The sequence below is a fragment of the Streptomyces sp. NPDC007856 genome (assembly GCF_042868225.1).
Taxonomy (GTDB): domain Bacteria; phylum Actinomycetota; class Actinomycetes; order Streptomycetales; family Streptomycetaceae; genus Streptomyces.
Genome location: NZ_JBIAEC010000002.1, coordinates 320,583 through 341,438, shown reverse-complemented (window position 1 = coordinate 341,438; position 20,856 = coordinate 320,583). Strand labels below are relative to the sequence as shown.

17 protein-coding genes and 1 pseudogene are annotated in these 20,856 nt (G+C 72.6%); 6 read left to right on the top strand and 12 right to left on the bottom strand.

Annotated features, from left to right (window positions below; genetic code table 11):
- The first annotated feature begins 270 nt into the window (after nucleotides 1-270).
- Together ACFYOH_RS05975 and ACFYOH_RS05970 are read left to right on the top strand one after the other, a co-directional pair.
- Nucleotides 271-1,062, top strand: coding sequence for a peptidoglycan recognition protein (locus tag ACFYOH_RS05975; protein WP_388621615.1), 792 nt, complete (start codon nucleotides 271-273; stop codon nucleotides 1,060-1,062).
- Between the two features lie 72 nt (nucleotides 1,063-1,134).
- Nucleotides 1,135-1,392 (top strand): hypothetical protein, encoded by a 258-nt coding sequence (locus ACFYOH_RS05970; protein ID WP_388621613.1) that lies wholly within the window; start codon nucleotides 1,135-1,137, stop codon nucleotides 1,390-1,392.
- 11 nt (nucleotides 1,393-1,403) lie between these two features.
- Here ACFYOH_RS05970 and ACFYOH_RS05965 read toward each other — a convergent pair whose 3' ends face one another.
- Together ACFYOH_RS05965 and ACFYOH_RS05960 are read right to left on the bottom strand one after the other, a co-directional pair.
- Nucleotides 1,404-1,922: a DUF4240 domain-containing protein gene (locus ACFYOH_RS05965; protein WP_388622321.1), complete on the bottom strand. Its 519-nt coding sequence runs from the start codon at nucleotides 1,920-1,922 to the stop codon at nucleotides 1,404-1,406.
- A 67-nt stretch (nucleotides 1,923-1,989) separates the two neighbouring features.
- On the bottom strand, nucleotides 1,990-3,015 hold the full coding sequence (locus ACFYOH_RS05960) for a helix-turn-helix transcriptional regulator (RefSeq protein WP_388621611.1): 1,026 nt from the start codon (nucleotides 3,013-3,015) through the stop codon (nucleotides 1,990-1,992).
- A 444-nt stretch (nucleotides 3,016-3,459) separates the two neighbouring features.
- Between ACFYOH_RS05960 and ACFYOH_RS05955 the strand changes: the two are divergent.
- Nucleotides 3,460-3,607, top strand: a pseudogene (locus ACFYOH_RS05955) (cellulose-binding protein); the annotation flags it as partial.
- Entirely contained in the window at nucleotides 3,598-3,819 is a 222-nt protein-coding gene (locus ACFYOH_RS05950) for a hypothetical protein (protein ID WP_388621609.1), read from the top strand. The pseudogene ACFYOH_RS05955 and the gene ACFYOH_RS05950, both read left to right, overlap by 10 nt.
- A gap of 57 nt (nucleotides 3,820-3,876) precedes the next feature.
- Here the strand turns inward: ACFYOH_RS05950 and aceE are convergent, their stop codons facing one another.
- The 6 genes from aceE to ACFYOH_RS05920 form a co-directional block, all read right to left on the bottom strand.
- A complete protein-coding gene (gene aceE / locus ACFYOH_RS05945) occupies nucleotides 3,877-6,588 on the bottom strand; it encodes a pyruvate dehydrogenase (acetyl-transferring), homodimeric type (protein ID WP_388621607.1) in 2,712 nt (903 codons plus the stop codon).
- A gap of 270 nt (nucleotides 6,589-6,858) precedes the next feature.
- A complete protein-coding gene (locus ACFYOH_RS05940) occupies nucleotides 6,859-7,482 on the bottom strand; it encodes a GntR family transcriptional regulator (RefSeq protein ID WP_388621605.1) in 624 nt (207 codons plus the stop codon).
- A 174-nt stretch (nucleotides 7,483-7,656) separates the two neighbouring features.
- On the bottom strand, nucleotides 7,657-9,447 hold the full coding sequence (sucB, locus tag ACFYOH_RS05935) for a 2-oxoglutarate dehydrogenase, E2 component, dihydrolipoamide succinyltransferase (protein ID WP_388621603.1): 1,791 nt from the start codon (nucleotides 9,445-9,447) through the stop codon (nucleotides 7,657-7,659).
- Between the two features lie 61 nt (nucleotides 9,448-9,508).
- A complete protein-coding gene (lpdA, locus tag ACFYOH_RS05930; RefSeq protein WP_388621601.1) occupies nucleotides 9,509-10,897 on the bottom strand; it encodes a dihydrolipoyl dehydrogenase in 1,389 nt (462 codons plus the stop codon).
- Nucleotides 10,898-11,188: 291 nt separating this feature from the next.
- On the bottom strand, nucleotides 11,189-12,745 hold the full coding sequence (locus tag ACFYOH_RS05925; RefSeq protein WP_388621599.1) for a leucyl aminopeptidase: 1,557 nt from the start codon (nucleotides 12,743-12,745) through the stop codon (nucleotides 11,189-11,191).
- A 259-nt stretch (nucleotides 12,746-13,004) separates the two neighbouring features.
- Complete coding sequence (locus ACFYOH_RS05920) at nucleotides 13,005-13,790, bottom strand: adenosylcobinamide-GDP ribazoletransferase (protein WP_388621597.1); 786 nt, start codon at nucleotides 13,788-13,790, stop codon at nucleotides 13,005-13,007.
- Nucleotides 13,791-13,850: 60 nt separating this feature from the next.
- Here ACFYOH_RS05920 and ACFYOH_RS05915 point away from each other — a divergent pair, with 60 nt between their 5' ends.
- Complete coding sequence (locus tag ACFYOH_RS05915) at nucleotides 13,851-14,615, top strand: hypothetical protein (protein ID WP_388621595.1); 765 nt, start codon at nucleotides 13,851-13,853, stop codon at nucleotides 14,613-14,615.
- Here ACFYOH_RS05915 and ACFYOH_RS05910 read toward each other — a convergent pair.
- The 3 genes from ACFYOH_RS05910 to cobT all read right to left on the bottom strand — a co-directional run bounded on the left by ACFYOH_RS05910 (nucleotide 14,555) and on the right by cobT (nucleotide 18,305).
- A complete protein-coding gene (locus ACFYOH_RS05910) occupies nucleotides 14,555-15,343 on the bottom strand; it encodes a hypothetical protein (RefSeq protein ID WP_388621593.1) in 789 nt (262 codons plus the stop codon). The genes ACFYOH_RS05915 and ACFYOH_RS05910 overlap by 61 nt on opposite strands.
- A gap of 10 nt (nucleotides 15,344-15,353) precedes the next feature.
- A complete protein-coding gene (locus ACFYOH_RS05905) occupies nucleotides 15,354-17,150 on the bottom strand; it encodes a phosphatidylglycerol lysyltransferase domain-containing protein (RefSeq protein WP_388621591.1) in 1,797 nt (598 codons plus the stop codon).
- Nucleotides 17,151-17,219: 69 nt separating this feature from the next.
- Nucleotides 17,220-18,305 carry a nicotinate-nucleotide--dimethylbenzimidazole phosphoribosyltransferase gene (gene cobT, locus ACFYOH_RS05900; protein WP_388621589.1) on the bottom strand — a complete coding sequence of 362 codons (1,086 nt, stop codon included), beginning with the start codon at nucleotides 18,303-18,305 and terminating at the stop codon, nucleotides 17,220-17,222.
- A 133-nt stretch (nucleotides 18,306-18,438) separates the two neighbouring features.
- Between cobT and ACFYOH_RS05895 the strand changes: the two genes are divergently transcribed.
- Nucleotides 18,439-19,419, top strand: coding sequence for a class I SAM-dependent methyltransferase (locus ACFYOH_RS05895; RefSeq protein WP_388621587.1), 981 nt, complete (start codon nucleotides 18,439-18,441; stop codon nucleotides 19,417-19,419).
- 47 nt (nucleotides 19,420-19,466) lie between these two features.
- On the opposite strand, the gene ACFYOH_RS05890 is transcribed toward ACFYOH_RS05895, so the two are convergent.
- Nucleotides 19,467-20,669, bottom strand: a complete 1,203-nt coding sequence (locus ACFYOH_RS05890) for a bifunctional adenosylcobinamide kinase/adenosylcobinamide-phosphate guanylyltransferase (RefSeq protein ID WP_388621585.1) — start codon at nucleotides 20,667-20,669, stop codon at nucleotides 19,467-19,469.
- Nucleotides 20,670-20,856 lie beyond the last annotated feature (187 nt).

Sequence of the window (20,856 nt, the reverse complement as noted above, 5' to 3'; positions counted from 1 at the left end):
GTCATACCGGGGACGCTGTCCGATACACCCGGGGTGCCGGCCATGCCGGAGACGCTGTCGGTCACGCCGGGACCGTCGGTCATTCCGGAGACGCTGTCCGATACGCCCGGGGTGCCGGTCACGCCGGAGACGCTGTCGGTTCCGCCGGGACCATCGGTCGTACCCGCCACGCCGTCGGACGCACCGCAACCGCCGACGGCACCGGAAACGCCGTCGGACAGGCCAGGGCCGTCACGGATCCCGCCCCCGCCGGGGGGCCGGCGCTGGGCCGTGCGGCGGATACCCGGTGTCCTGCCGGTGCTGCTCGGCTCTCTGCCCGGGCTGGTGGCCGTTCTCGTGCTGGCCCTGTGCCCCACCGGCGTCGAGGGCTCCGCCGTGGCCCGCTTCGACCGGCCCGTCCCGGCCCGCACCCCGGTCACCCACCGCGCCCCCCGGCCGCACATCGTGCCCCGCTCCGTCTGGCTGGGCGCCGCCGCGCGCACCCAGCCGCCGCCGCGCTACGACGACAAGGTGGTCGCCGTCTTCCTGCACCACACCGACTCGCCGAGCGACTACGACTGCGCGGACGCGCCGGAGATCATCCGCCGCCTGTACGCCGGCCAGACCGGCGTCCGGAACTGGGACGACATCGGCTACAACTTCCTCGTCGACCGCTGCGGCACCATCTACGAAGGCCGCGCCGGAGGCGTCGACCGGGCGGTCACCGGCGCCCACACCCAGGGCTTCAACCACCGCACCGTCGGCATCGCCGCCATCGGCACCTTCACCGCGGGCGTGCCCGTGCCCCGGGCCATGACCGACGCGATCGCGGCGCTGGCCGCCTGGAAGCTCGGCCTGGCCGGCATCGACCCGCGGGCCAGCGTCCGGCTGGTCTCCAGCAACAGCCTCAGCCGCTACCAGGCCGGCACCAAGGTCACCCTGCCCGTCCTGGCCGGCCACAACGCCGGGTTCATGACCAGCTGCCCCGGCGCCGCGCTCACCGCCCGGCTCCCCGAGATCAGGGAGCAGGCCGCGCGCCGGCAGGGCCGGACCACTCCGGTATGGCCCATAGGAACCCCCTAGGTGCCACGCAGCCCGCTCCGAGCCACGCGCCCTACGGTCGTGGACGTCACAAGCCGACTGGAGGCGGGGTTCATGAAGAACAGTCGTACGGGTGAAAAGTCCACGGCCGCGAGCACGGCCGAGAGCACGGAGCGGGCGCGCTGGACGTGGACCGCGCGCGGCCCCTGGGTGGTGCTCTGCGCGGTCGCGACCGTCGTCCTCGGCCCGGCCGCGGCCACCGCGTCCGCCCTCGACCAGGCCAACGCCGCGCCGCTGCACCACGCGGTGCGTGCCGACCAGCCGCAGGCGCATCTGCCGGCCGACAGCCTCCGCAGGCGCGCGGTCGGCTGAGCCGGGGCCGGCTACTCCCGGAAGCGGTCCCACAGCCGGGGGAACCGTGCGGCGAGCTCCCGCTCGTTCTCGAAGTCCACCGGCGAGCCCTCCGGTTCGGCGGGCGCCGGGGCGATGCCCAGATCGGGCGCGACGGTGCCGGTCAGCTGCTCGTAGGCCTCGTCCGCCGCGTAGCCCAGCTCCTCGCCGTCGCCGTCGATCTCCTCGTCGAACTCGTCCAGCAGCTCCGCCAGCGCGTCGGGATCGTGCAGGGCGCCCTCGTAGACCTCCCGGCCCTGGCCGATCAGCCAGCAGCGGAAGAAGTCGAAGGCGTCGTCGCTGGCCCCGTCCAGCAGCAGCCAGGCCGCGCCCCACAGGTCCCAGCGGTAGGCGCGGTTGTAGCGGGCCTCGAAGTGACGGGCGAAGTCCAGGATCAGATCGGGGTCCAGCTGGAGCAGCCGGTCCACGAGCACGTCGGCCTGTTCCTCGGGGTCGCCCTCGGCGGTCTCGCGGGCGGCGTCGATCAGCTCCCAGAACTCCGTCTCGTCCATCACGGCACCAGCATCGGGCCTCCACCCGTGCGACGCACGCGGAGTACGCCGGAGTACGGCGGGATCGCTATCCGGCGTCCGTCCGGCCCTCCGGACGCGCACCGTCGTACAGCGCGGCCAGCCGTGCCGCGTCCCCGGCGAACCGCTCGCGCAGGCCCTTCGGCGCGAGCACCTCCGCCTCCGCGCCGAGCGCCGTCAGCTGCGCGTGCGCCACCTCCTCGGACTCCACCGGCAGCGTCACCGTCACCCAGCCGGCCCCGTCCGGCTCGCCGGCGCCGCTCAGCGCCTCGCGCGCCGACACGGGATCGACGGCGTACCGCAGCATGCGCGCTCCTTCCGGGGACAGCCGTACGACGACCTCGGCGCGCAGGATCGACCGCGCGAACCGCTCGGCCTGCTCGGCCCAGTGGCCGGGCAGATCGAAGTCCGGATCACGGGCGAACCGTTCCTCCAGCCGTGCCACCTCGGTGAACCGGTCGATCCGGTAGGTCCGGAAGCGGCCGTCGCCGGTCCGGGAGGGGCCGTCGCCGGCCACCCGTGCGCACAGGTACCAGACACCAGCCTTCAGCACGAGCCCGTACGGCTCCAGCATCCGCTCCACCTCACGCTCGCCCCGCCGGTAGCGGGCGGTGACCCGGCGGTCGTCCCACACCGCCTCCGCGACCGCCGGCAGCAGCGCGGGCGGCTCCGGCTCCCGGAACCAGGCCGGCGCGTCCAGATGAAACCGCTGGGCGGCGCTGTCCGGGGCGTCCCGCAGCGAGGGCAGCAGCGCCGCGGACACCTTCAGCCGGGCCGCGGAGGCGGCGTCCTCCAGCCCCATCTCCCGCAGTGCCCCCGGCACCCCGCTCAGGAACAGCGCCTCCGCCTCGCTCCTGGCCAGCCCCGTCAGCCGCGTCCGGTATCCGCCGACCAGCCGGTAGCCGCCGGCCCGCCCCCGGTCCGCGTACACCGGCACGCCCGCCTCGGACAGCGCCTGCGCGTCCCGGGTGACCGTCCGCTCCGACACCTCCAGCTCCCGGGCGAGTTCGGCGGCGGTCATGGACGGCCGGGACTGCAGCAGGAGCACCATCTTGATGAGCCGGGCCGCACGCATGGCGCCAGCCTGCCACGAAGCCCGCCGGCCCGGCGGCGATCTCCTCCGCTGGCGGCACATGGGGAGCGGGGAAGGGAGGGGGCATGCGGGGGGAGATCCTCGACGGCCGGTACGAACTGGCCTAACGGCTGGGCCGGGGCGGCATGGGGCAGGTGTGGGCGCCCCGCGACACCCGGATGCACCGGGAGGTCGCGGTCAAGCTCGTCACCGCGCTGCCGCGGATCGGGGAGCAGAAGACCTTTCTCCGGTTCCGCCGCGAGATCAGGTCGGCGGCACAGCTGCCCGGCCGGTACACGGTCATCGCCCACGACTGCGGCGAGGCCGTCCCGGACGACGAACGCGTGCTCTACATGGTGAGGGAACGCCTGACCGGGCGGACCCTGTACGACGAGGTCGTGCAGCAACGTCCGTCCTGGCGGCGCACCGTGGCCTGGGCACGGCCCCGCCGCCGACTTCGAGACGAACCTCGCCAAGCGGCGCGAGCAGTCGGAGCGGGATCTGGCCGCGCGGCAGCACAAGGCGGAGAAACGGCTCACGGAGATCGAGGGGCGTGCCGAGCAACTGCGCCTGGAGGCCGAGGCCATGGTGACCGGGGCGACCGAGAAGGCCGGCCGGATCCTCTCGAACGACGCGGTGAGCGAGCTGCGGGACAAGGTGGCCGCGATCATCGCCGACAGCAAGTTCACCCCGGTCGGCGGCCTGGTCGAACAACGCGCTCTGATCCTGCGTGAGCTGACCGGGCTGCACGACGCGCTGTCACGCTTCGACGAGCTTGAAGGCGGCTGGGAAAGGGTCGGCGGCTGAGAACGGAAGCGGCGGACAGAGGGCACCCGCACCCCTTGTCCGCCGCAACGTCGCTGACTACAGCCCGTACCTCTCCCGGGCCTCCTTGACCGCCGTGGCCTTCACCTCGCCGCGCTTGGCGAGCTGGGCCAGGGCCGCGACGACGATCGACTGGGCGTCGACGCCGAAGTGGCGGCGGGCGGCCTCACGGGTGTCCGACAGACCGAAGCCGTCGGCGCCCAGCGAGGACCAGTCCTGCTCGACCCACTGCGCGATCTGGTCCGGCACCTGGCGCATGTAGTCGGAGACGGCCAGCACCGGGCCCTCGGCGCCCTGCAGCGCCTGGCGGACGTACGGCACCCGCTCCTCGCCGCGCAGGAGGGCGGCGTCCGCGTCCATCGCGTCGCGGCGCAGCTCCGACCAGGAGGTCGCGGACCACACGTCGGCGGCCACGCCCCACTCCTCGGCGAGCAGCCTCTGGGCCTCCAGGGTCCAATGGATCGCCGTACCGGAGCCCAGCAGCTGGATGCGCGGGGCGTTGGCGGCCGGGGACAGCCCCGCCGACTCCGCCGTGTTGAAGCGGTACAGGCCCTTGACGATGCCCTCGTCGATGCCGAGGCCGGCCGGCTTGGCGGGCTGCGGCAGCGGCTCGTTGTAGACCGTCAGGTAGTAGAAGACGTTCTGGTCCTCGCCCGGCTTGGCCTCGCCGTACATCCGGCGCAGACCCTCACGGACGATCACCGCGATCTCGTAGGCGAACGCGGGGTCGTACGACAGCGCGGCCGGGTTGGTCGCGGCGATGACCGGCGAGTGGCCGTCGGCGTGCTGCAGGCCCTCACCGGTGAGGGTCGTACGGCCCGCGGTCGCGCCGACGAGGAAGCCGCGGCCGAGCTGGTCGCCGAGCTGCCACATCTGGTCGGCGGTGCGCTGCCAGCCGAACATCGAGTAGAAGATGTAGAACGGGATCATCGCCTCGCCGTGCGTCGCGTACGCGGTGGACGCGGCGATGAAGTCGGCCATCGAACCGGCCTCGGTGATCCCCTCGTTGAGGATCTGGCCGTTCTTGGCCTCCTTGTAGTACATCAGCTGGTCGCGGTCGACCGGCTCGTACGTCTGGCCCTTGGGGGAGTAGATGCCCAGCGACGGGAACAGGCTCTCCATGCCGAAGGTGCGTGCCTCGTCGGGGACGATCGGCACCCAGCGCCTGCCCGTCTCCTTGTCGCGGACCAGGTCCTTGACCAGGCGGACGAAGGCCATGGTGGTGGCCACGTTCTGCGAGCCGGAGCCCTTGTCGAAGGAGGCGAAGGCCTTCTCCGCTGGGGCCGGCAGCGGGGCCAGCGCGTGCGTACGGCGGGCCGGGGCGGGGCCGCCGAGGGCCGCGCGGCGCTCCTGGAGGTAGCGGACCTCGGGGGAGTCGGCGCCCGGGTGGCCGTAGGGGACCACGCCGTCGACGAAGTCGCTGTCCTTGATCGGCAGGTCGAGGCGGTCGCGCATCGCCCTGAACTCGTCCACCGTCAGCTTCTTCATCTGGTGGTTGGCGTTCTTCGACGCGAAGCCCTCGCCGAGGGTGTGGCCCTTGACCGTCTGGGCCAGGATCACGGTCGGCGCGCCCTTGTGCTCGACGGCGGCCTTGTACGCGGCGTAGACCTTGCGGGCCTCGTGACCACCGCGCGAGAGGTGGAAGCATTCCAGGATCTTGTCGTCGCTCAGCAGCTTCGCCATCTCGGCGAGCGCCGGGTCCTTGCCGAAGAAGTCGGCGCGGATGTAGGCGGCGTCGCGGGTCTGGTACGTCTGGATCTGCGCGTCCGGTACCTCGCGTAGCCGGCGTACGAGCGCGCCGGTGGTGTCGAGCTGGAACAGCTCGTCCCAGGCCGTGCCCCACAGCGTCTTGATGACGTTCCAGCCGGCGCCGCGGAACTGGGCCTCCAGCTCCTGCACGATCTTGAAGTTGGCGCGGACCGGGCCGTCGAGGCGCTGCAGGTTGCAGTTGATGACGAAGGTGAGGTTGTCCAGCTCTTCACGGGCGGCGAGCGCGAGGGCCGCCGTCGACTCCGGCTCGTCCATCTCGCCGTCGCCGAGGAACGCCCACACGTGCGAGGACGAGACGTCCTTGATGCCGCGGTTGGTGAGGTAGCGGTTGAAGCGCGCCTGGTAGATGGCGGAGAGCGGGCCGAGGCCCATCGACACCGTCGGGAACTCCCACAGCCAGGGCAGGCGGCGCGGGTGCGGGTACGACGGCAGGCCGTTGCCGCCGGCCTCCTGGCGGAAGTTGTCCAGGTGCGCCTCGTTCAGGCGGCCGTCGAGGAAGGCACGGGCGTAGATGCCGGGGGAGGCGTGGCCCTGGATGTACAGCTGGTCGCCGGAGCCGACAGCGTCTTTGGACTCCTTGCCCTTGAAGAAGTGGTTGAAGCCCGTCTCGTAGAGCCACGCGGCGGAGGCGAAGGTGGCGATGTGGCCGCCGACGCCGTGCTTGCTGCCCCGGGTCACCATCGCGGCCGCGTTCCAGCGGTTCCAGGCGGTGATCCGGGCCTCCATCTCCGGGTCGCCGGGCAGGGCCGGCTCGGCGGAGGTGGGGATGGTGTTGACGTAGTCCGTCTCGAGGAGCTTCGGCAGCGCGATGCCGCCCGCCTCGGCGCGCTCCAGCGTGCGGCGCATCAGGTACGCGGCGCGGTGCGGCCCGGCCTCCCTGGCGACGGCGTCGAGGGAGGCCTGCCACTCGGCGGTCTCCTCCGGATCGCGGTCGGGGAGCTGGTCGAGCGCGCTCGGCTGGATGGCGTTGGGGTCGGTCATGTCGCCGCCTTCCTCAGTCGAAGGGGGTTCCCTCATCGGTAAGGGTTCGGGGGTGCCCTAGGTCTTTGGCAGGACAGGGCTGGGACTTCGGTGGAAGTCCGTCGGCGACTGTAACTCCCTGATCGATGATCGATCAAAGGGTTGAGGGGGAAAAAGTCTCGATTCCGAGAAAGTCGGCACGCGGTGCCTTGGGTGATGGCACCCGGTGACGCGATTTCGCCTTGTTTTCGCAGGTCGAGCGGCGTTTGAGCGTGGGTCCGCTCGGCTGAATCAAGCGCGCGGCGCGCAGCCCAGAACGTGCGCCTTCACGATCTCCGCGATGCGCGGGTCCCGCCGCTTGAAGGCGGCCACCAGCTCCTCGTGCTCCTCCGCGTACGACTGCTGGACCGTGCCCAGCCAGCGGATCGACAGTGCCGTGAAGACCTCGATGCCCAGGCCCTCCCAGGTGTGCAGCAGCACCGAGTTGTGCGCGGCCCGCACGAGTGCGCGGTGGAAGCCGACGGTGTGGCGGACCTGGGCGGTGCCGTCGGCCTTGCGGTCGGCCTCGTACAGCGCCAGGACGTGCGGCTCCAGGGCCGAGCAGTCCTCGGCGAGGCGTTCGGCCGCCAGCTCGGCCGCGATGGCCTCCAGGCCGGCCCGCACGGGGTAGCTCTCCTCCAGGTCGGCCGCCGTCAGGTTCCGTACCCGCACGCCCTTGTTCGGCGCGGACTCGATCAGCCGCAGGGACTCCAGCTCGCGCAGGGCCTCACGGACCGGCGTCTGGCTGACCTCCAGCTCCGTGGCGATCCGGCGCTCCACGATCCGCTCGCCCGGCTGCCAGCGCCCGCTGACGATTCCCTCCACGATGTGCTCGCGGATCTGTTCGCGCAGCGAGTGGACGACGGGCGCGGTCATGGAGGCTCCTTAGGGAGGGCTGACGTTTAGACAATAAGGCCGGACGCTCCGGTTGGAAGGGCGCGTGGGGTGCTTTGGCGCAGGTGAGACGAGGCTTACACGCAAGGCGCGCCGACAAACACGAACACCCCGCCCGGAAAGCTCCGGACGGGGCGCCGTACTGCCGAAGGGGTGTCAGAGGCCGAGCTCGACCTCGAACTCACCCGCCTCCAGGATCGCCTTGACCGCCGTCAGGTAACGGGCCGCGTCGGCGCCGTCGACCAGGCGGTGGTCGTAGGAGAGGGTCAGGTAGGTCATGTCGCGGACGCCGATGACCGTGCCCTCCTCGGTCTCGATGACGGCCGGACGCTTGACCGTGGCACCGATGCCGAGGATCGCGACCTGGCCTGGCGGCACGATGATCGTGTCGAACAGCGCGCCGCGCGAACCGGTGTTGGAGATGGTGAAGGTCGCGCCGGACAGCTCGTCCGGGGTGATCTTGCTGGCGCGGACCTTGCCCGCCAGCTCCGCCGTGGCCTTGGCGATGCCCGCGATGTTGAGGTCGCCGGCGTGCTTGATGACCGGAGTCATCAGGCCCTTCTCGGAGTCCACCGCGATACCGATGTTCTCGGTGTCGAAGTAGGTGATCGTGCCCTCGGCCTCGTTGATCTTGGCGTTGATGACCGGGTGGGCCTTCAGCGCCTGCGCGGCGGCCTTCACGAAGAACGGCATCGGGGAGAGCTTGACGCCCTCGCGGGCCGCGAACGAGTCCTTCGCCTGGCCGCGCAGCTTCATCAGGCGGGTGACGTCGACCTCGACGACCGACGACAGCTGGGCCTGCTCGTGCAGCGCCTTGACCATGTTGTCGCCGATGACCTTGCGGATGCGAGGCATCTTGACGGTCTGGCCGCGCAGCGGGGAGACCTCCAGCGCCGGGGCCTTCTTCGCGGCGGCGGCCGGAGCGGCGGCGGCCGGAGCCGGGGCAGCGGCGGCGGCCTTCGCGGCCTCGGCGGCGGCGATGACGTCCTGCTTGCGGATACGGCCGCCGACGCCGGTGCCCTTGACGGTGGCCAGGTCGACGCCGTTCTCGGCGGCGAGCTTGCGCACCAGCGGGGTCACGTAGGCGCCCTCGTCGGTCGCCTGGGTGGCGGTCGGGTGGGTCGGCGCGGTGGCCGGGGTGACCGGAGCCGGGGCGGGCGCCGGAGCCGCGGGGGCGACCGGGGCCGGGGCGGCAGCGGCGGGAGCCGGAGCCGGGGCGGCCGGAGCCGCGGGGGCGGCCGGGGCCGGGGCCGGAGCGGCCGGGGCAGCGGCGGCGGGGGCCGGAGCCGGGGCGGCCGGAGCCGGAGCGGCGGCCGGGGCGGCACCCGGGGCGCCGATGACGGCGAGCTTGGCGCCGACCTCGGCGGTCTCGTCCTCGTTCACCACGATCTCCAGCAGCACGCCGGAGGCGGGCGCCGGGATCTCGGTGTCGACCTTGTCCGTGGAGACCTCGAGCAGCGGCTCGTCGGCCTCGACGGAGTCGCCGACCGACTTCAGCCAGCGGGTGACGGTGCCCTCGGTGACGGACTCACCGAGCGCGGGCAGGACCACGTCCGTGCCGGTGGCGCCACCGGCCGGGGCGGCGGGGGCCGCCGGGGCCTCGGGAGCCGGGGCGGGGGCCGGAGCCTCGGCCACCGGAGCGGCGAGGGCCGGAGCCGGCGCCGGAGCCTCGGCAGCGGCGGGGGCCGGGGCGGCCGCGGGGGCGCCGGTGCCGTCGTCGATCACGGCCAGCTCGGCGCCGACCTCGACCGTCTCGTCCTCGGCGACCTTGATGGAGGACAGCACACCGGAGACGGGCGAGGGGATCTCGGTGTCGACCTTGTCGGTCGACACCTCCAGCAGCGGCTCGTCGGCCTCGACGCGCTCGCCCTCGGCCTTCAGCCAGCGGGTGACAGTGCCCTCGGTGACGCTCTCACCGAGCGCCGGAAGGGTTACGGAAACCGCCATGGTTTCGGTTGCTCCTAACGAATTGCGGAAGTCTGTGTCGTCGCGCCCGTGGACCGAGGGCTCAGTCGTGGGAGTGCAGCGGCTTGCCGGCCAGGGCAAGGTGCGCCTCGCCGAGCGCCTCGTTCTGCGTCGGGTGGGCGTGGATGAGCTGGGCGACCTCGGCCGGCAGCGCCTCCCAGTTGTAGATCAGCTGGGCCTCGCCGACCTGCTCACCCATGCGGTCGCCGACCATGTGGACGCCGACCACGGCACCGTCCTTGACCTGGACGAGCTTGATCTCGCCCGCGGTCTTCAGGATCTTGCTCTTGCCGTTGCCCGCCAGGTTGTACTTCAGAGCGACGACCTTGTCCGCGCCGTAGATCTCCTTCGCCTTGGCCTCGGAGATACCGACGGAGGCGACCTCCGGGTGGCAGTACGTCACCCGCGGAACACCGTCGTAGTCGATCGGAACGACCTTCAGACCGGCCAGACGCTCCGCCACCAGGATGCCCTCGGCGAAGCCGACGTGCGCGAGCTGGAGCGTCGGGACGAGGTCACCGACGGCGGAGATGGTCGGAACGTTGGTGCGCATGTACTCGTCGACGAGGACGTAACCGCGGTCCATGGCGACCCCGGCCTCCTCGTAGCCCAGCCCCTGCGAGACCGGGCCACGGCCGACGGCGACGAGGAGGACCTCGGCCTCGAACTCCTTGCCGTCCGCCAGGGTGACCTTCACGCCGTCCTGGGTGTACTCGGCCTTCTGGAAGAAGGTGCCGAGGTTGAACTTGATGCCGCGCTTGCGGAACGCGCGCTCAAGAAGCTTCGAAGAGTTCTCGTCCTCGACCGGGACGAGGTGCTTCAGGCCCTCGATGATCGTGACGTCCGAACCGAAGGACTTCCACGCCGAGGCGAACTCGACGCCGATGACACCGCCGCCCAGGATGATCGCGGACTTCGGCACGCGGTCCAGGACGAGGGCGTGGTCGGAGGAGATGATCCGGTTGCCGTCGATCTCCAGGCCCGGCAGCGACTTCGGCACGGAGCCGGTCGCCAGCAGGACGTGGCGGCCCTGGATGCGCTGGCCGTTCACGTCGACGGAGGTGGGGGAGGACAGACGCCCCGCACCCTCGATGTACGTCACCTTCCGGGACGCGATGAGACCCTGCAGACCCTTGTACAGGCCCGAGATCACGTCGTCCTTGTACTTGTGGACGGCCGGGACGTCGATGCCCTCGAAGGTGGCCTTGACGCCGAACTGCTCGCTCTCGCGGGCCTGGTCGGCGATCTCGCCCGCGTGCAGCAGGGCCTTGGTGGGGATGCAACCCCGGTGCAGGCAGGTGCCGCCGACCTTGTCCTTCTCGATCAGGGCGACGTCCAGGCCCAGCTGCGCCCCGCGCAGGGCCGCGGCGTAACCACCGCTACCACCGCCGAGGATCACTAGGTCGAAAACGGTGCTGGCGTCGTTCGCCACGTCACGTCCTCCATGCATGTGCGCCTTGCGCCGATCTCCTGTGACCGGCGGGCGGCTGGTGTCCGGCCGCTTGATGCTTCGGCCCTTCGGTGGGGGCCCTGTCCTGCCGGGCTCCATCTTTGCACTTGTTCGAGACGAACGATGCGCCGGGCTGGAGTGTGAGACGTCCCACGTTCACTTGGCACGAACGGGGAAGCGGCCGACACAGAGGGGCGTGGGGAACTGCGCGAACAAGCCCCACGCCCCCGCGGCCGTCACTCGAACCGGGCGCCCCGAGTCAGTGGGCGAACGTCAGCCCAGGTCACCCGCGGCGGTCAGCTCCGCGAGGCGGACCAGCGTCCGGACAGCGGATCCGGTGCCACCCTTCGGCGTGTACCCGAACGGGCCGCCCTCGTTGAACGCCGGGCCGGCGATGTCCAGGTGCGCCCAGGTGATCCCCTCGCCCACGAACTCGCGCAGGAACAGACCGGCGACCAGCCCGCCGCCCATCCGCTCACCCATGTTCGCGATGTCGGCGACCTGGGACTCCATGCCCTTGCGCAGATGCTCCGGCAGCGGCATCGGCCAGGCCGGCTCGCCGACCTCCTCCGCCGCCTCGTGCACCGCGGAGCGGAACGCGTCGTCGTTGGCCATGACACCGAACGTCCGGCTGCCCAGCGCCAGCATCATCGCGCCGGTGAGGGTCGCGACGTCCACGATCGCGTCCGGGTTCTCCTGCGAGGCCGCCCACAGCGCGTCCGCGAGCACCAGTCGGCCCTCGGCGTCGGTGTTGAGGACCTCCACGGTCTTGCCGCTGTACATGCGCAGCACGTCACCCGGGCGCGTCGCGGAGCCGGACGGCATGTTCTCCGCCAGCGCCAGCCAGCCGGTGACGTTGACCTCCAGGCCGAGGCGCGCGGCGGCGACGACGGCGGCGAACACGGCGGCGGCACCGCTCATGTCGCACTTCATCGTCTCGTTGTGCCCGGCCGGCTTCAGCGAGATGCCGCCCGAGTCGTAGGTGATGCCCTTGCCGACGAAGGCCAGGTGCTTGTCCGCCTTCGGGTGGGTGTACGACAGCTTCACCAGGCGCGGCGCGGCCGAGGAGCCGGCGCCGACGCCGAGGATGCCGCCGTAGCCGCCCTTGGCCAGGGCCTTGTCGTCGAGCACCTGAGCCTTGATGCCGTGCTCCTTCGCCGCGGTCTGCGCGATGCCGGCGAAGGCGGCGGGGGTCAGGTCGTTCGGCGGGGTGTTGATCAGGTCGCGGGCGCGGTTCAGCTCCTCGGAGACCGCGACGGCGCGGGCGACGGCCCCCTTGTGGGCGGCGTCGCGCGGCTTGCCGCCGAGCAGCGCGACCTCGGCCAGCGGCGCCTTGCCGTTCTTGGCCTTGGCGTCCTTGCCGTTCTCCTTGTAGACGTCGAAGGAGTACGCGCCGAGCAGGATGCCCTCGGCGATCGCGCCGACGGCGCCGGGGCTGTCGACCGGCAGCGCGAAAGCGGCCTTCTTGGAGCCGGCGAGCGCGCGGGCGGCCACGCCGGCGGCCCTGCGCAGCGCCTCGGCGTCGTAGCCCTCGTCGCCCGCGTCCTCGCTCTCGGCGTCCGGCTCCGCGCCCAGGCCGACCGCCACGACGATCGGTGCCTTGAAGCCGGCCGGAGCGGGCAGCTTCGTGAGCTCGCCCTCGGCACCCGAGGCGCCGAGGGTCTGCAGGACGCCGGCCAGCTTGCCGTCGTACGCCTTGTCCACGGCCTCGGCGCCCGGCGCTACGACGAGGTCCCCGGACCTGGATCCAGCGCCCTTGGCGACACCGATCACGATCGCGTCGGCCCGCAGGCCGGGCGCCGCGGCGGTGCTGAGAGTCAGAGCAGTCACGGTGGTGAAATCTCGCTTCCGATGTGAGGTTGCTGTGGCCGTTGCGATCCTCGGTCGTCCTCGTGGGACGACCGCCGCAGTGGGGTGGGTCGACCGGACCCGAGAGCCGACCCTAGGTCCATGCCTGGGCACAGGTGGCAACCGGGGCCTTCACCCTGTCGGCGAACACCCGGGACGAGACTACGCGCGTGCGCGCGTTCGCTCATTCCTGCGGGCGTTCACCTGTGCGTGGCGGCATGCGGAGAGCTCAGCGGGCGCCTCAGTGGCCCAGGGACGACACGATCAACGCCGTTGTCGCCGCCGTCTCCGCCAGTGCGCCGAAGACGTCCCCCGTCACTCCGCCGAACCGGCGCACGCAGCGGCGCAGCAGGAGGTCGGCCGCGGCCAGGGACAGCAGGACCGCTGCCGCCGCGCGCACGGCGCCGTACGGGCCCAGGGCCGTCCCCCAGGCCGCCGAACCGATCGTGAAGGACGCGGTGACGGCCAGCGCGCCCGGCACCGGCACCACCCCGGCCACCGCCGCCCCCAGCCCCTCGGGCCGGGCGGCCGGGACCCCCGCCCGGGCGGCCAGGGTGAGGGCGAGCCGGGCCGTGACCGCCGAGACGACGGCCGCCAGCGCACCCCGGGCCCAGGAGCCGCCGTACAGCTGGGCCAGGACGGCGACCTGGGCCAGGAGCACCAGGACCAGGGTGATGACGCCGAACGGGCCGATGTCCGACTGCTTCATGATCCGCAGCGCGTCCTCCGCGGGCTTGCCGCTGCCCAGCCCGTCGGCGGTGTCGGCCAGGCCGTCGAGGTGCAGCCCCCGGGTGAGAGCCGCCGGTACGGCGACGGAGGCGACGGCGGCGAGCAGCGGGCCGGCGCCCAGGAGCAGGAGCAGCAGGCCCAGGCCGGCCGCGCAGGTGCCGACGACCAGTCCGGCGACCGGGGCGCTCAGCATCCCGCCGCGTGCGGCCTCGCGGTCCCAGCGGTGCACCCGGACCGGCAGCACGGTGAGGGTGCCGAAGGCGAAGCGGAGGCCGTCGAGCGGTGAGGACTTGGGCACCGGCGAAGGTTACCCGGCGGTCGTGGAGCCGCTTTCCGCACCCGGAGATAAAGTGCGCATATGGGGCACTGGTGGGTGCGGAACATCGTCGAACCGGGCAAGCTCCCGCTGCTGCTCGCCCTCGCCGCCTTCCTGCTCACCTTCGTCGTCACCCGGGTGATCACCCGGCTGATCCGGGCCGGGAAGGGCCCGTTCAAGAACGTCAGCGCGGGCGGGCTGCACATCCACCATGCCGTCCCCGGGGTCGTCCTCACCATCGTCGGCGGGTTCGGCGCGGTCGCCAGCGACCGGCAGGGCGCCGGCGGTGCGATCGCCGCCGTGGTGTTCGGGATGGGTGTCGGGCTGGTCCTGGACGAGTTCGCGCTGATCCTGCATCTGGACGACGTCTACTGGACCGAGGAGGGCCGCAAGAGCGTCGAGGTCGTGGTGCTCACCGCCGCGCTCGTCGGGCTGCTGCTCGCCGGGTTCTCCCCGTTCGGCGTCAACGACCTGTCGCAGCAGGAGCTGCAGGACCGCGGCGGTGCCCTCAGCACCATCGCCCTGAACTTCCTCTTCGCGCTCGTCGCGCTGAGCAAGGGGAAGGCGCGCATCGCGGTCTTCGGGGTGATCGTGCCGCTGGTCGCGCTGCTCGGCGCCGTGCGGCTGGCCCGCCCCGGCTCCCCGTGGGCCCGCCGCTTCTACGGCCGCCGGCCCCGCGCCCGCGCCAAGGCCGCGCTGCGCGCCTACCGGCACGACCGGCGCTGGGCCCGGCCGAGGCGCGCCGTTCAGGACTGGATCGGCGGCAGGCCCGACCCGCGCCCGGCCCGGCTGCCCGACCGCCGCTGAGCGCGCCGCGGCGGGTGGCCGTACGCGTGCCGCGGCCGGAGCCGCAGCCAGGGCCCGCAGCGCAGCCGCAGTCCGTGGCCGTACCGGTGCCGCACCGCCACCGCGAGGCAGATCAGCCCGACGGCCATCAGCGCGGCCAGGTGTTCCTTGCCCGCCAGGTTCTGCTTGAGCAGCACCTCGGCGACCATCGCCACGGTCACCGCGCTGGAGGTGACGTACGCGGCGTAGCGCCAGCTCACGAACACGGCGAGGCCCACCACGGCCGCCGACGGGCCGGTGTCCACCACCTGCGCGTCCGTCCACGGCAGCCCGAAGGGGGCGTGCGTGCCCAGCGAGATGCCGAGACGCGCGTAGAGGGTCCCGGCGAGCGTGGCGGCGTACGCGATGAACAGCGTGCGCCACCAGCCGATGCAGATCTCGGCGATCCCGAACACCAGCAGGATCTGCGTCAGCGCGCCCCACACCGGCAGATCCAGCGCCGGCACGAACAGCGACAGGGGAGTGCGCAGCAGGGCCAGCCACAGCGGGTCCTGGGCCCGTACGGCGCCCACGTCCTGCACGAACTGATAGCCCCACGGCCGGTTCTGCACATACTGCAGCAGGGCCGTCAGACACACCGCGCCGAGCGTCATCGGCACCGCCCGCAGGTGCCGCTTCGGCAGGGCCGTGCGTACGGTGACGTACAGCAGCCCCCACTCCTCACGGGCCCAGCGGGCTAGCGCTCTCATCGAACGGTCCTCATCGGTGTGTGTCCAGGTGTCTGCGGTGCAGCCACTTCGGCAGTCCCGGCGCCTCCAGGAACCCCTCGGCACGCGCTGACGCGAGGCCGATGCGCGGCAGGTCCGCGCTCTTCTCGAAGAGCAGGAACCGTGGCTCCCAGATGGGCCGGTACTTGGCGTTGGCGCGGTACAGCGACTCGATCTGCCACCAGCGGGAGAAGAAGCTGAGCAGCGACCGCCACAGCCTGAGCACCGGACCGGCACCCAGGCGCGCGCCACGTTCGAAGACCGATCTGAACATCGCGAAGTTGAGTGACACCTGGGTGATCTCGATCTCGTCGGCCCGCCGCAGCAGCTCGATGACCATGAACTCCATCAGTCCGTTGTCGGAGTCCCGGTCCCGGCGCATCAGGTCCAGCGACAGCCCGTGCGGCCCCCACGGCACGAAGGACAGCAGTGCCCGCAGCCTGCCGTCGGCGTCCGTGCACTCCAGCATCACGCACTGCCCGTCCTCGGGGTCCCCGAGCCGGCCGAGCGCCATGCTGAAGCCGCGCTCGGTCGCCCCGTCCCGCCAGTCGTCCGCCCGCTGCACGAGATGCGCCATCTCGTCCGCCGGGATGTCCTCGTGCCGCCGGATCCGCACCTCGTACCCGGCCCGCTTCACCCGGTTGTACGCCTGCCGGACCGTGCGCATCGCCCGGCCCTCCAGCGTGAAGTCGGCGACCTCCACGATCGCCTCGTCGCCGAGTTCCAGGGCGTCGAGCCCGTGCCGGGCGTAGACCGTCCCGGCCTCCTCGCTCGCGCCCATCACCGCCGGGATCCATCCGTGCGCCCGCGCCTCGGCCAGCCACGGCACGATCGCGCCCGGCCAGGCCTCCGGATCGCCGAGCGGATCACCGGAGGCCAGGCTCACCCCGCCGACCACCCGGTAGGCGACAGCCGCCTTGCCCGTGGGCGACCACACCACGCTCTTCTCCCGGCGCAGCGCGAAATAGCCGAGCGAGTCCCGCTCGCCGTGCCTCTCCAGCAGGCCCCGCAGCTGCTTCTCGTCGTCCTCGGTGAGCGGGTCCACGGCGCGCCGGGAGCGGAACGCGGCGTAGAACACGGCGAGCACGAGGGCCGTGCTGAGCACGTTGACGGCGACGTTGGCCCAGTTCGGAGGGGCGATCCCGGGGAAGCGGTTCTCGTCGGCGGCCACCGACACCAGGCGCAGGGTGCCGTAGTGCCAGCGCTCCGGGAAGGTCGAACGGGCCGCGTCCGGCGCCTGGTTGGTGACCGTCACCAGCAGCCCGGCCAGCAGGCTCGCGGCCAGCCCGCCGCCGACTGCGACCGTCACCGCGAGCCGCGGGTTGGACCGGTCGCCCTTGGCGTAGAACTCCCGGCGGCCCATGAGCAGCGCGCCGACGAACACGGCCGTGAGCGCCAGCGAGACCCAGTTCTGCGCGTACCGCCGGATCTCCGGGAACGCCATGGCGAACGCGAACAGCGCGAGGAAGGCCCCGCTGATCACCAGGTTGAGGATCCAGGCGGCCCGCTTCCTGCGCCGCATGGTGATCGCCAGGAAGGCGGTGAACACGCCCGAGGCGAAGCCGGCCGTCAGCAGATACGGGGTGAAGAAGTCGTCCTGGTTGTGCCGGCGCACGTCCTGGCCGAGCGAGACCCAGACCGCGCTGAGGAAGTTGATGAAGGCGACGGTCCGCAGGTACCAGACGGCGCAGGCGGCGGCCCGCCGGGAGGCCCCGGTGGACCGCCTCCCCTCCTCACCCGGACGTCCCGGTTCGGCCTGCTGCGGAACGGCATTTCGGGCATCTCCCATGGGGCAGGATCATATGGGTGCCGCTAAGGCGAACCGCGTCTTTCCGCCGGGAGTTCACGCGAACCGGAACTACTCCTTCTCCTTCTCCTCCTCCGGCTCCTTATCGGCCCCGGGCTTCTCGGGAAGCTCCGCCGCCAACGCCGCCGCGGCCCGCACCAACGGCAGAGCCAACAGCGCACCCGCGCCCTCGCCGACCTTCACCCCCTGCTCCAGCAGCGGCTCCAGGGCCATCCGGTCCAGTGCCTTCGCCTGCCCCGGCTCCCCGCTGTCGTGCCCGGCCAGCCACCAGTCCGGCGCCCGGAACGCGACCCGCTGCGCGACCAGCGCACACGCGGCGGCCACCACCCCGTCGAGGATCACCGGCAGCTTCCGCACCGCGCACTGCAGCAGGAACCCGGTCATCGCCGCGAGGTCCGCCCCGCCCACGGTCGCCAGCAACTGCAACTGGTCCCCGAGCACCGGCCGCGCCCGCCTGAGCGCGTCCCGGATCGCCGCGCACTTGCGCATCCACGCCAGGTCGTCGATCGCGAGCCCGCCCCGCCCGGTCACCACCGACGCGTCGGTCCCGCACAGTGCGGCGATCAGCACCGCGGCGGCCGTGGTGCCGCCCACGCTGATGTCGCCCAGCACCACCACGTCCGTACCCGAGTCGGCCTCCTCGTCGGCGACCGCGATGCCCGCGCGCAGCGCCGCCTCGGCCTCGTCCAGGGTGAGCGCGTCCTCGATGTCGACACGGCCGCTGCCGCGCCGCACCCGGTGCCGTACGACGTCCTCGGGGAAGGCGTCCGGCGCGCAGTCCAGGGCCATGTCCACGATCCGTACGGGCACGTCCTGCCCCCGCGCGAGCACGGACACCGGGCTCGCGCCCTCCAGCACGGCCCGCACCAGGTGCTCCGCGCTGCCGGCGGGACGCGCCGAGACGCCCAGTTCGGCGACGCCGTGGTCACCGGCGAAGAGGATCACCTTCGGCCGCTCCACGGTCCGTACCGGTACGGCGCTCTGCGCGGCGGCCAGCCACTCGCCCAGCTCGTCGAGGCGGCCCAGCGCCCCGGGCGGCACGATCTGGCGCTCCCGACGGGCCTCGGCGTCACGGCGCACGCCCCCGTCCGGGCGCTCGATCAGATCGGTGAAGTCGTCCAGATTAAGCCTGCTCATTCGCCGAACAGTACCGCCAGAGAACGAACGCTTCCGCGCCACATGGCCACCACACCCCCACAACGTCATTGCACTCAAGATCGGGACCCCATACGTTCCGGTTTGCAGCGGAATGTCGCACAGGGAGTCGCCCATGCCGACCTCGCCCCCGACCACGCCCCGGGTCGCCGAGGCGTTCCACGAGCCACGCCGCGAGAACTGCCCCTGGTGCGGCGGCGGGAACCTGCGCACGCGGGCGCGGGCCGCCGCCCCGGGGCCGGCCGATCCCGGCGCGTTCGTCGTGGACCAGTGCCGCGACTGCGGGCACGCCTTCCAGAACCCGCGGCTCACGGCGGAGGGCCTCGCCCACCACCTGGGCCTCTTCTCCGGCCAACTGGACGACTTCGCCGAGCGGGTCCTCTCCAGCCGGGCGGTGCACCGCCGGCACCGGGCCGCCGCCCGCACGATCCTGCCGCTGGCCGAGCCGGAGAGCTGGCTGGACGTGGGCACGGGTCACGGCCGCTTCCCGCAGACGGCGAAGGAGGTCTTCCCCTACACGTCCTTCGACGGACTGGACCCGACCCCCCGCGTCGAACAGGCCCTCCAGGAGGAGCGCATCGAGGAGGCGCACATCGGAGACCTCACGGATCCCCGGGTCCTGGCCCGCCTGCGCTCCCGCTACGACGTCGTCAGCATGTTCCACCACCTGGGGCACACGCCCGACCCGCGCGCCGAACTCCGCGCGGCCCTGGCCACCCTGCGGCCCGGCGGCCATCTGATCCTCGAACTACCCGACCCGCGCAGCGCCTTCGCGGCACTCCTCGGCAACTGGTGGCTCCCCTACGGCCAACCCCGCCATCTGCATCTGCTGCCACAGGCCAACCTGTGCGCGGAGCTGGCGAGCCGGGGCTGCGAGATCCTCATCACGGACCGCCGCGCTCCGCACATCCCGTACGACCTCTCAGCGGCCCTCACCATCGCCCTGACCCGCGTCCCCGCACCGCTCCGCAGAGCAGCGGCCCCTCTCACGGCCACCGCGTCCGCCGTGGACCACGCGCTGGGTCCGCTACTGCGCCGCACTCGCTTCTCGAACGCGTACCGAATCGTGGCCCGCAAGGCGGAACGGTCCACATAGCTGCGGGCAGACCCAACCCCTGGCCGGCACCAGCACCGGGCATCCTTTCAGCCCCGGAGCACCACAGCCTGCCCGGCGACGACCAACAGCACCTGCTCGCACTCCGCCCCGAACGCCGCGTTCAGCCGCCCCAGTTCGTCCCGGTACCGCCGCCCGGACGCGGTCGCCGGCACGATCCCCGACCCCACCTCGTTCGACACGGCCACCACCGTCCGCCGCGTACGGCGCACCGCCTCCGTCAGCTCCCGCACCCGCTCCCGCAGGGACTTCTCACCCCCGCCCGCCCACTCCGCGTCGTCCCACGCCCCCACGGCGTCCATGACATCCGTCAGCCACAGCGACAGACAGTCGATCAGCAGCGGCGGTCCGTCCTCGCCCAGCAGCGGCACCAGGTCCGTCGTCTCCGCCGTACGCCACGACCCCGGCCGCCGCTCCCGGTGCAGAGCCACCCGCGCCGCCCACTCGGTGTCCCCGCCCCGCGTCCCGCCGGTCGCCACGTACAGCACGTCCGGGAAGGACTCCAGCCGCCGCTCGGCCTCCACCGACTTGCCCGAGCGCGCCCCGCCCAGCACCAGCGTCCGGCGCGGCACGTCCGGCACGTCCTCGTACGCGCCGACCGCCAGCGTCGTACCGTCCGGCACCGCCCGCGCCCCGGCCGCCGCCAGCCGGCGCCGCAACTCCGCACCGGGCGGCACGTCGTGGTCGAGGTGGACCGCCAGGACATCCGTCGTGGGGCCGACCGAGCCGACCGCCCGCAGCCGCGCCAGCGCGTCGGGGCGGTCCACCACGTCCGCGAGGACCATGTCGTACGACTCCGCCGTCGCCTCCTCCAGCCCCGCCGACGCCCCGCCCGGCGGCAGATACAGCAGCCGCTGCCCGTCCGGCCCGGTCACCGCGTACCCGGTGCCGCCCGCGTCCATCGCCACGGCCCGCACCCGATGCCCCGTCAGCAGCGCCAACTCCCGCCCGTCCGGCACCCGCCCGGGCTGCGGCAGCCCGGCCGGCACCTCGACCGCGGGTCCGTCGTGCGGATGGGACAGCAGTACCTGCCGTACGCCGGTGAGCGAATGCCCGGCCCGTGCCGCCGCGAAGGCCGCGCCCGGGGTGAGGTCGAGGAGCAGCGCCCCGTCCACCAGCACGGCGGTGGCCGCCCGCGCGTCCGGTCCGAGCGCCATCGCACATGCGGCGCACGGGCAGTCGGGGCGGGGCAGCCCAGCAGGGGCACCGGTACCGAGCAGAGTGATGTCCACGGGACCGATTCTCACCTGCCCGCACAGGCACTGCTCACCGCGGCGCCCCGAAGAAGGGGCGCGGGTACGCGGCGCCGCCGGTGGGCGCGGCAGCCCCGACCGGACCCGCGGATGATCCACAGCCTCTAACGGCCGAACCCGCGGACCGCATACTCTTCCAGCAGGTGTTGGATCGAGGGAGGCCCAC

What these genes read in the sequence shown, in the direction of transcription:
- ACFYOH_RS05970 (WP_388621613.1), top strand. Translation starts at nt 1,135, where the DNA reads ATGAAGAACAGTCGTACGGGTGAAAAGTCCACGGCCGCGAGCACGGCC.
- ACFYOH_RS05965 (WP_388622321.1), bottom strand. Translation starts at nt 1,922, where the DNA reads ATGGACGAGACGGAGTTCTGGGAGCTGATCGACGCCGCCCGCGAGACC.
- ACFYOH_RS05960 (WP_388621611.1), bottom strand. Translation starts at nt 3,015, where the DNA reads ATGCGTGCGGCCCGGCTCATCAAGATGGTGCTCCTGCTGCAGTCCCGG.
- ACFYOH_RS05950 (WP_388621609.1), top strand. Translation starts at nt 3,598, where the DNA reads ATGGTGACCGGGGCGACCGAGAAGGCCGGCCGGATCCTCTCGAACGAC.
- aceE (WP_388621607.1), bottom strand. Translation starts at nt 6,588, where the DNA reads ATGACCGACCCCAACGCCATCCAGCCGAGCGCGCTCGACCAGCTCCCC.
- ACFYOH_RS05940 (WP_388621605.1), bottom strand. Translation starts at nt 7,482, where the DNA reads ATGACCGCGCCCGTCGTCCACTCGCTGCGCGAACAGATCCGCGAGCAC.
- sucB (WP_388621603.1), bottom strand. Translation starts at nt 9,447, where the DNA reads ATGGCGGTTTCCGTAACCCTTCCGGCGCTCGGTGAGAGCGTCACCGAG.
- ACFYOH_RS05915 (WP_388621595.1), top strand. Translation starts at nt 13,851, where the DNA reads ATGGGGCACTGGTGGGTGCGGAACATCGTCGAACCGGGCAAGCTCCCG.
- ACFYOH_RS05910 (WP_388621593.1), bottom strand. Translation starts at nt 15,343, where the DNA reads ATGAGAGCGCTAGCCCGCTGGGCCCGTGAGGAGTGGGGGCTGCTGTAC.
- ACFYOH_RS05905 (WP_388621591.1), bottom strand. Translation starts at nt 17,150, where the DNA reads ATGGGAGATGCCCGAAATGCCGTTCCGCAGCAGGCCGAACCGGGACGT.
- cobT (WP_388621589.1), bottom strand. Translation starts at nt 18,305, where the DNA reads ATGAGCAGGCTTAATCTGGACGACTTCACCGATCTGATCGAGCGCCCG.
- ACFYOH_RS05895 (WP_388621587.1), top strand. Translation starts at nt 18,439, where the DNA reads ATGCCGACCTCGCCCCCGACCACGCCCCGGGTCGCCGAGGCGTTCCAC.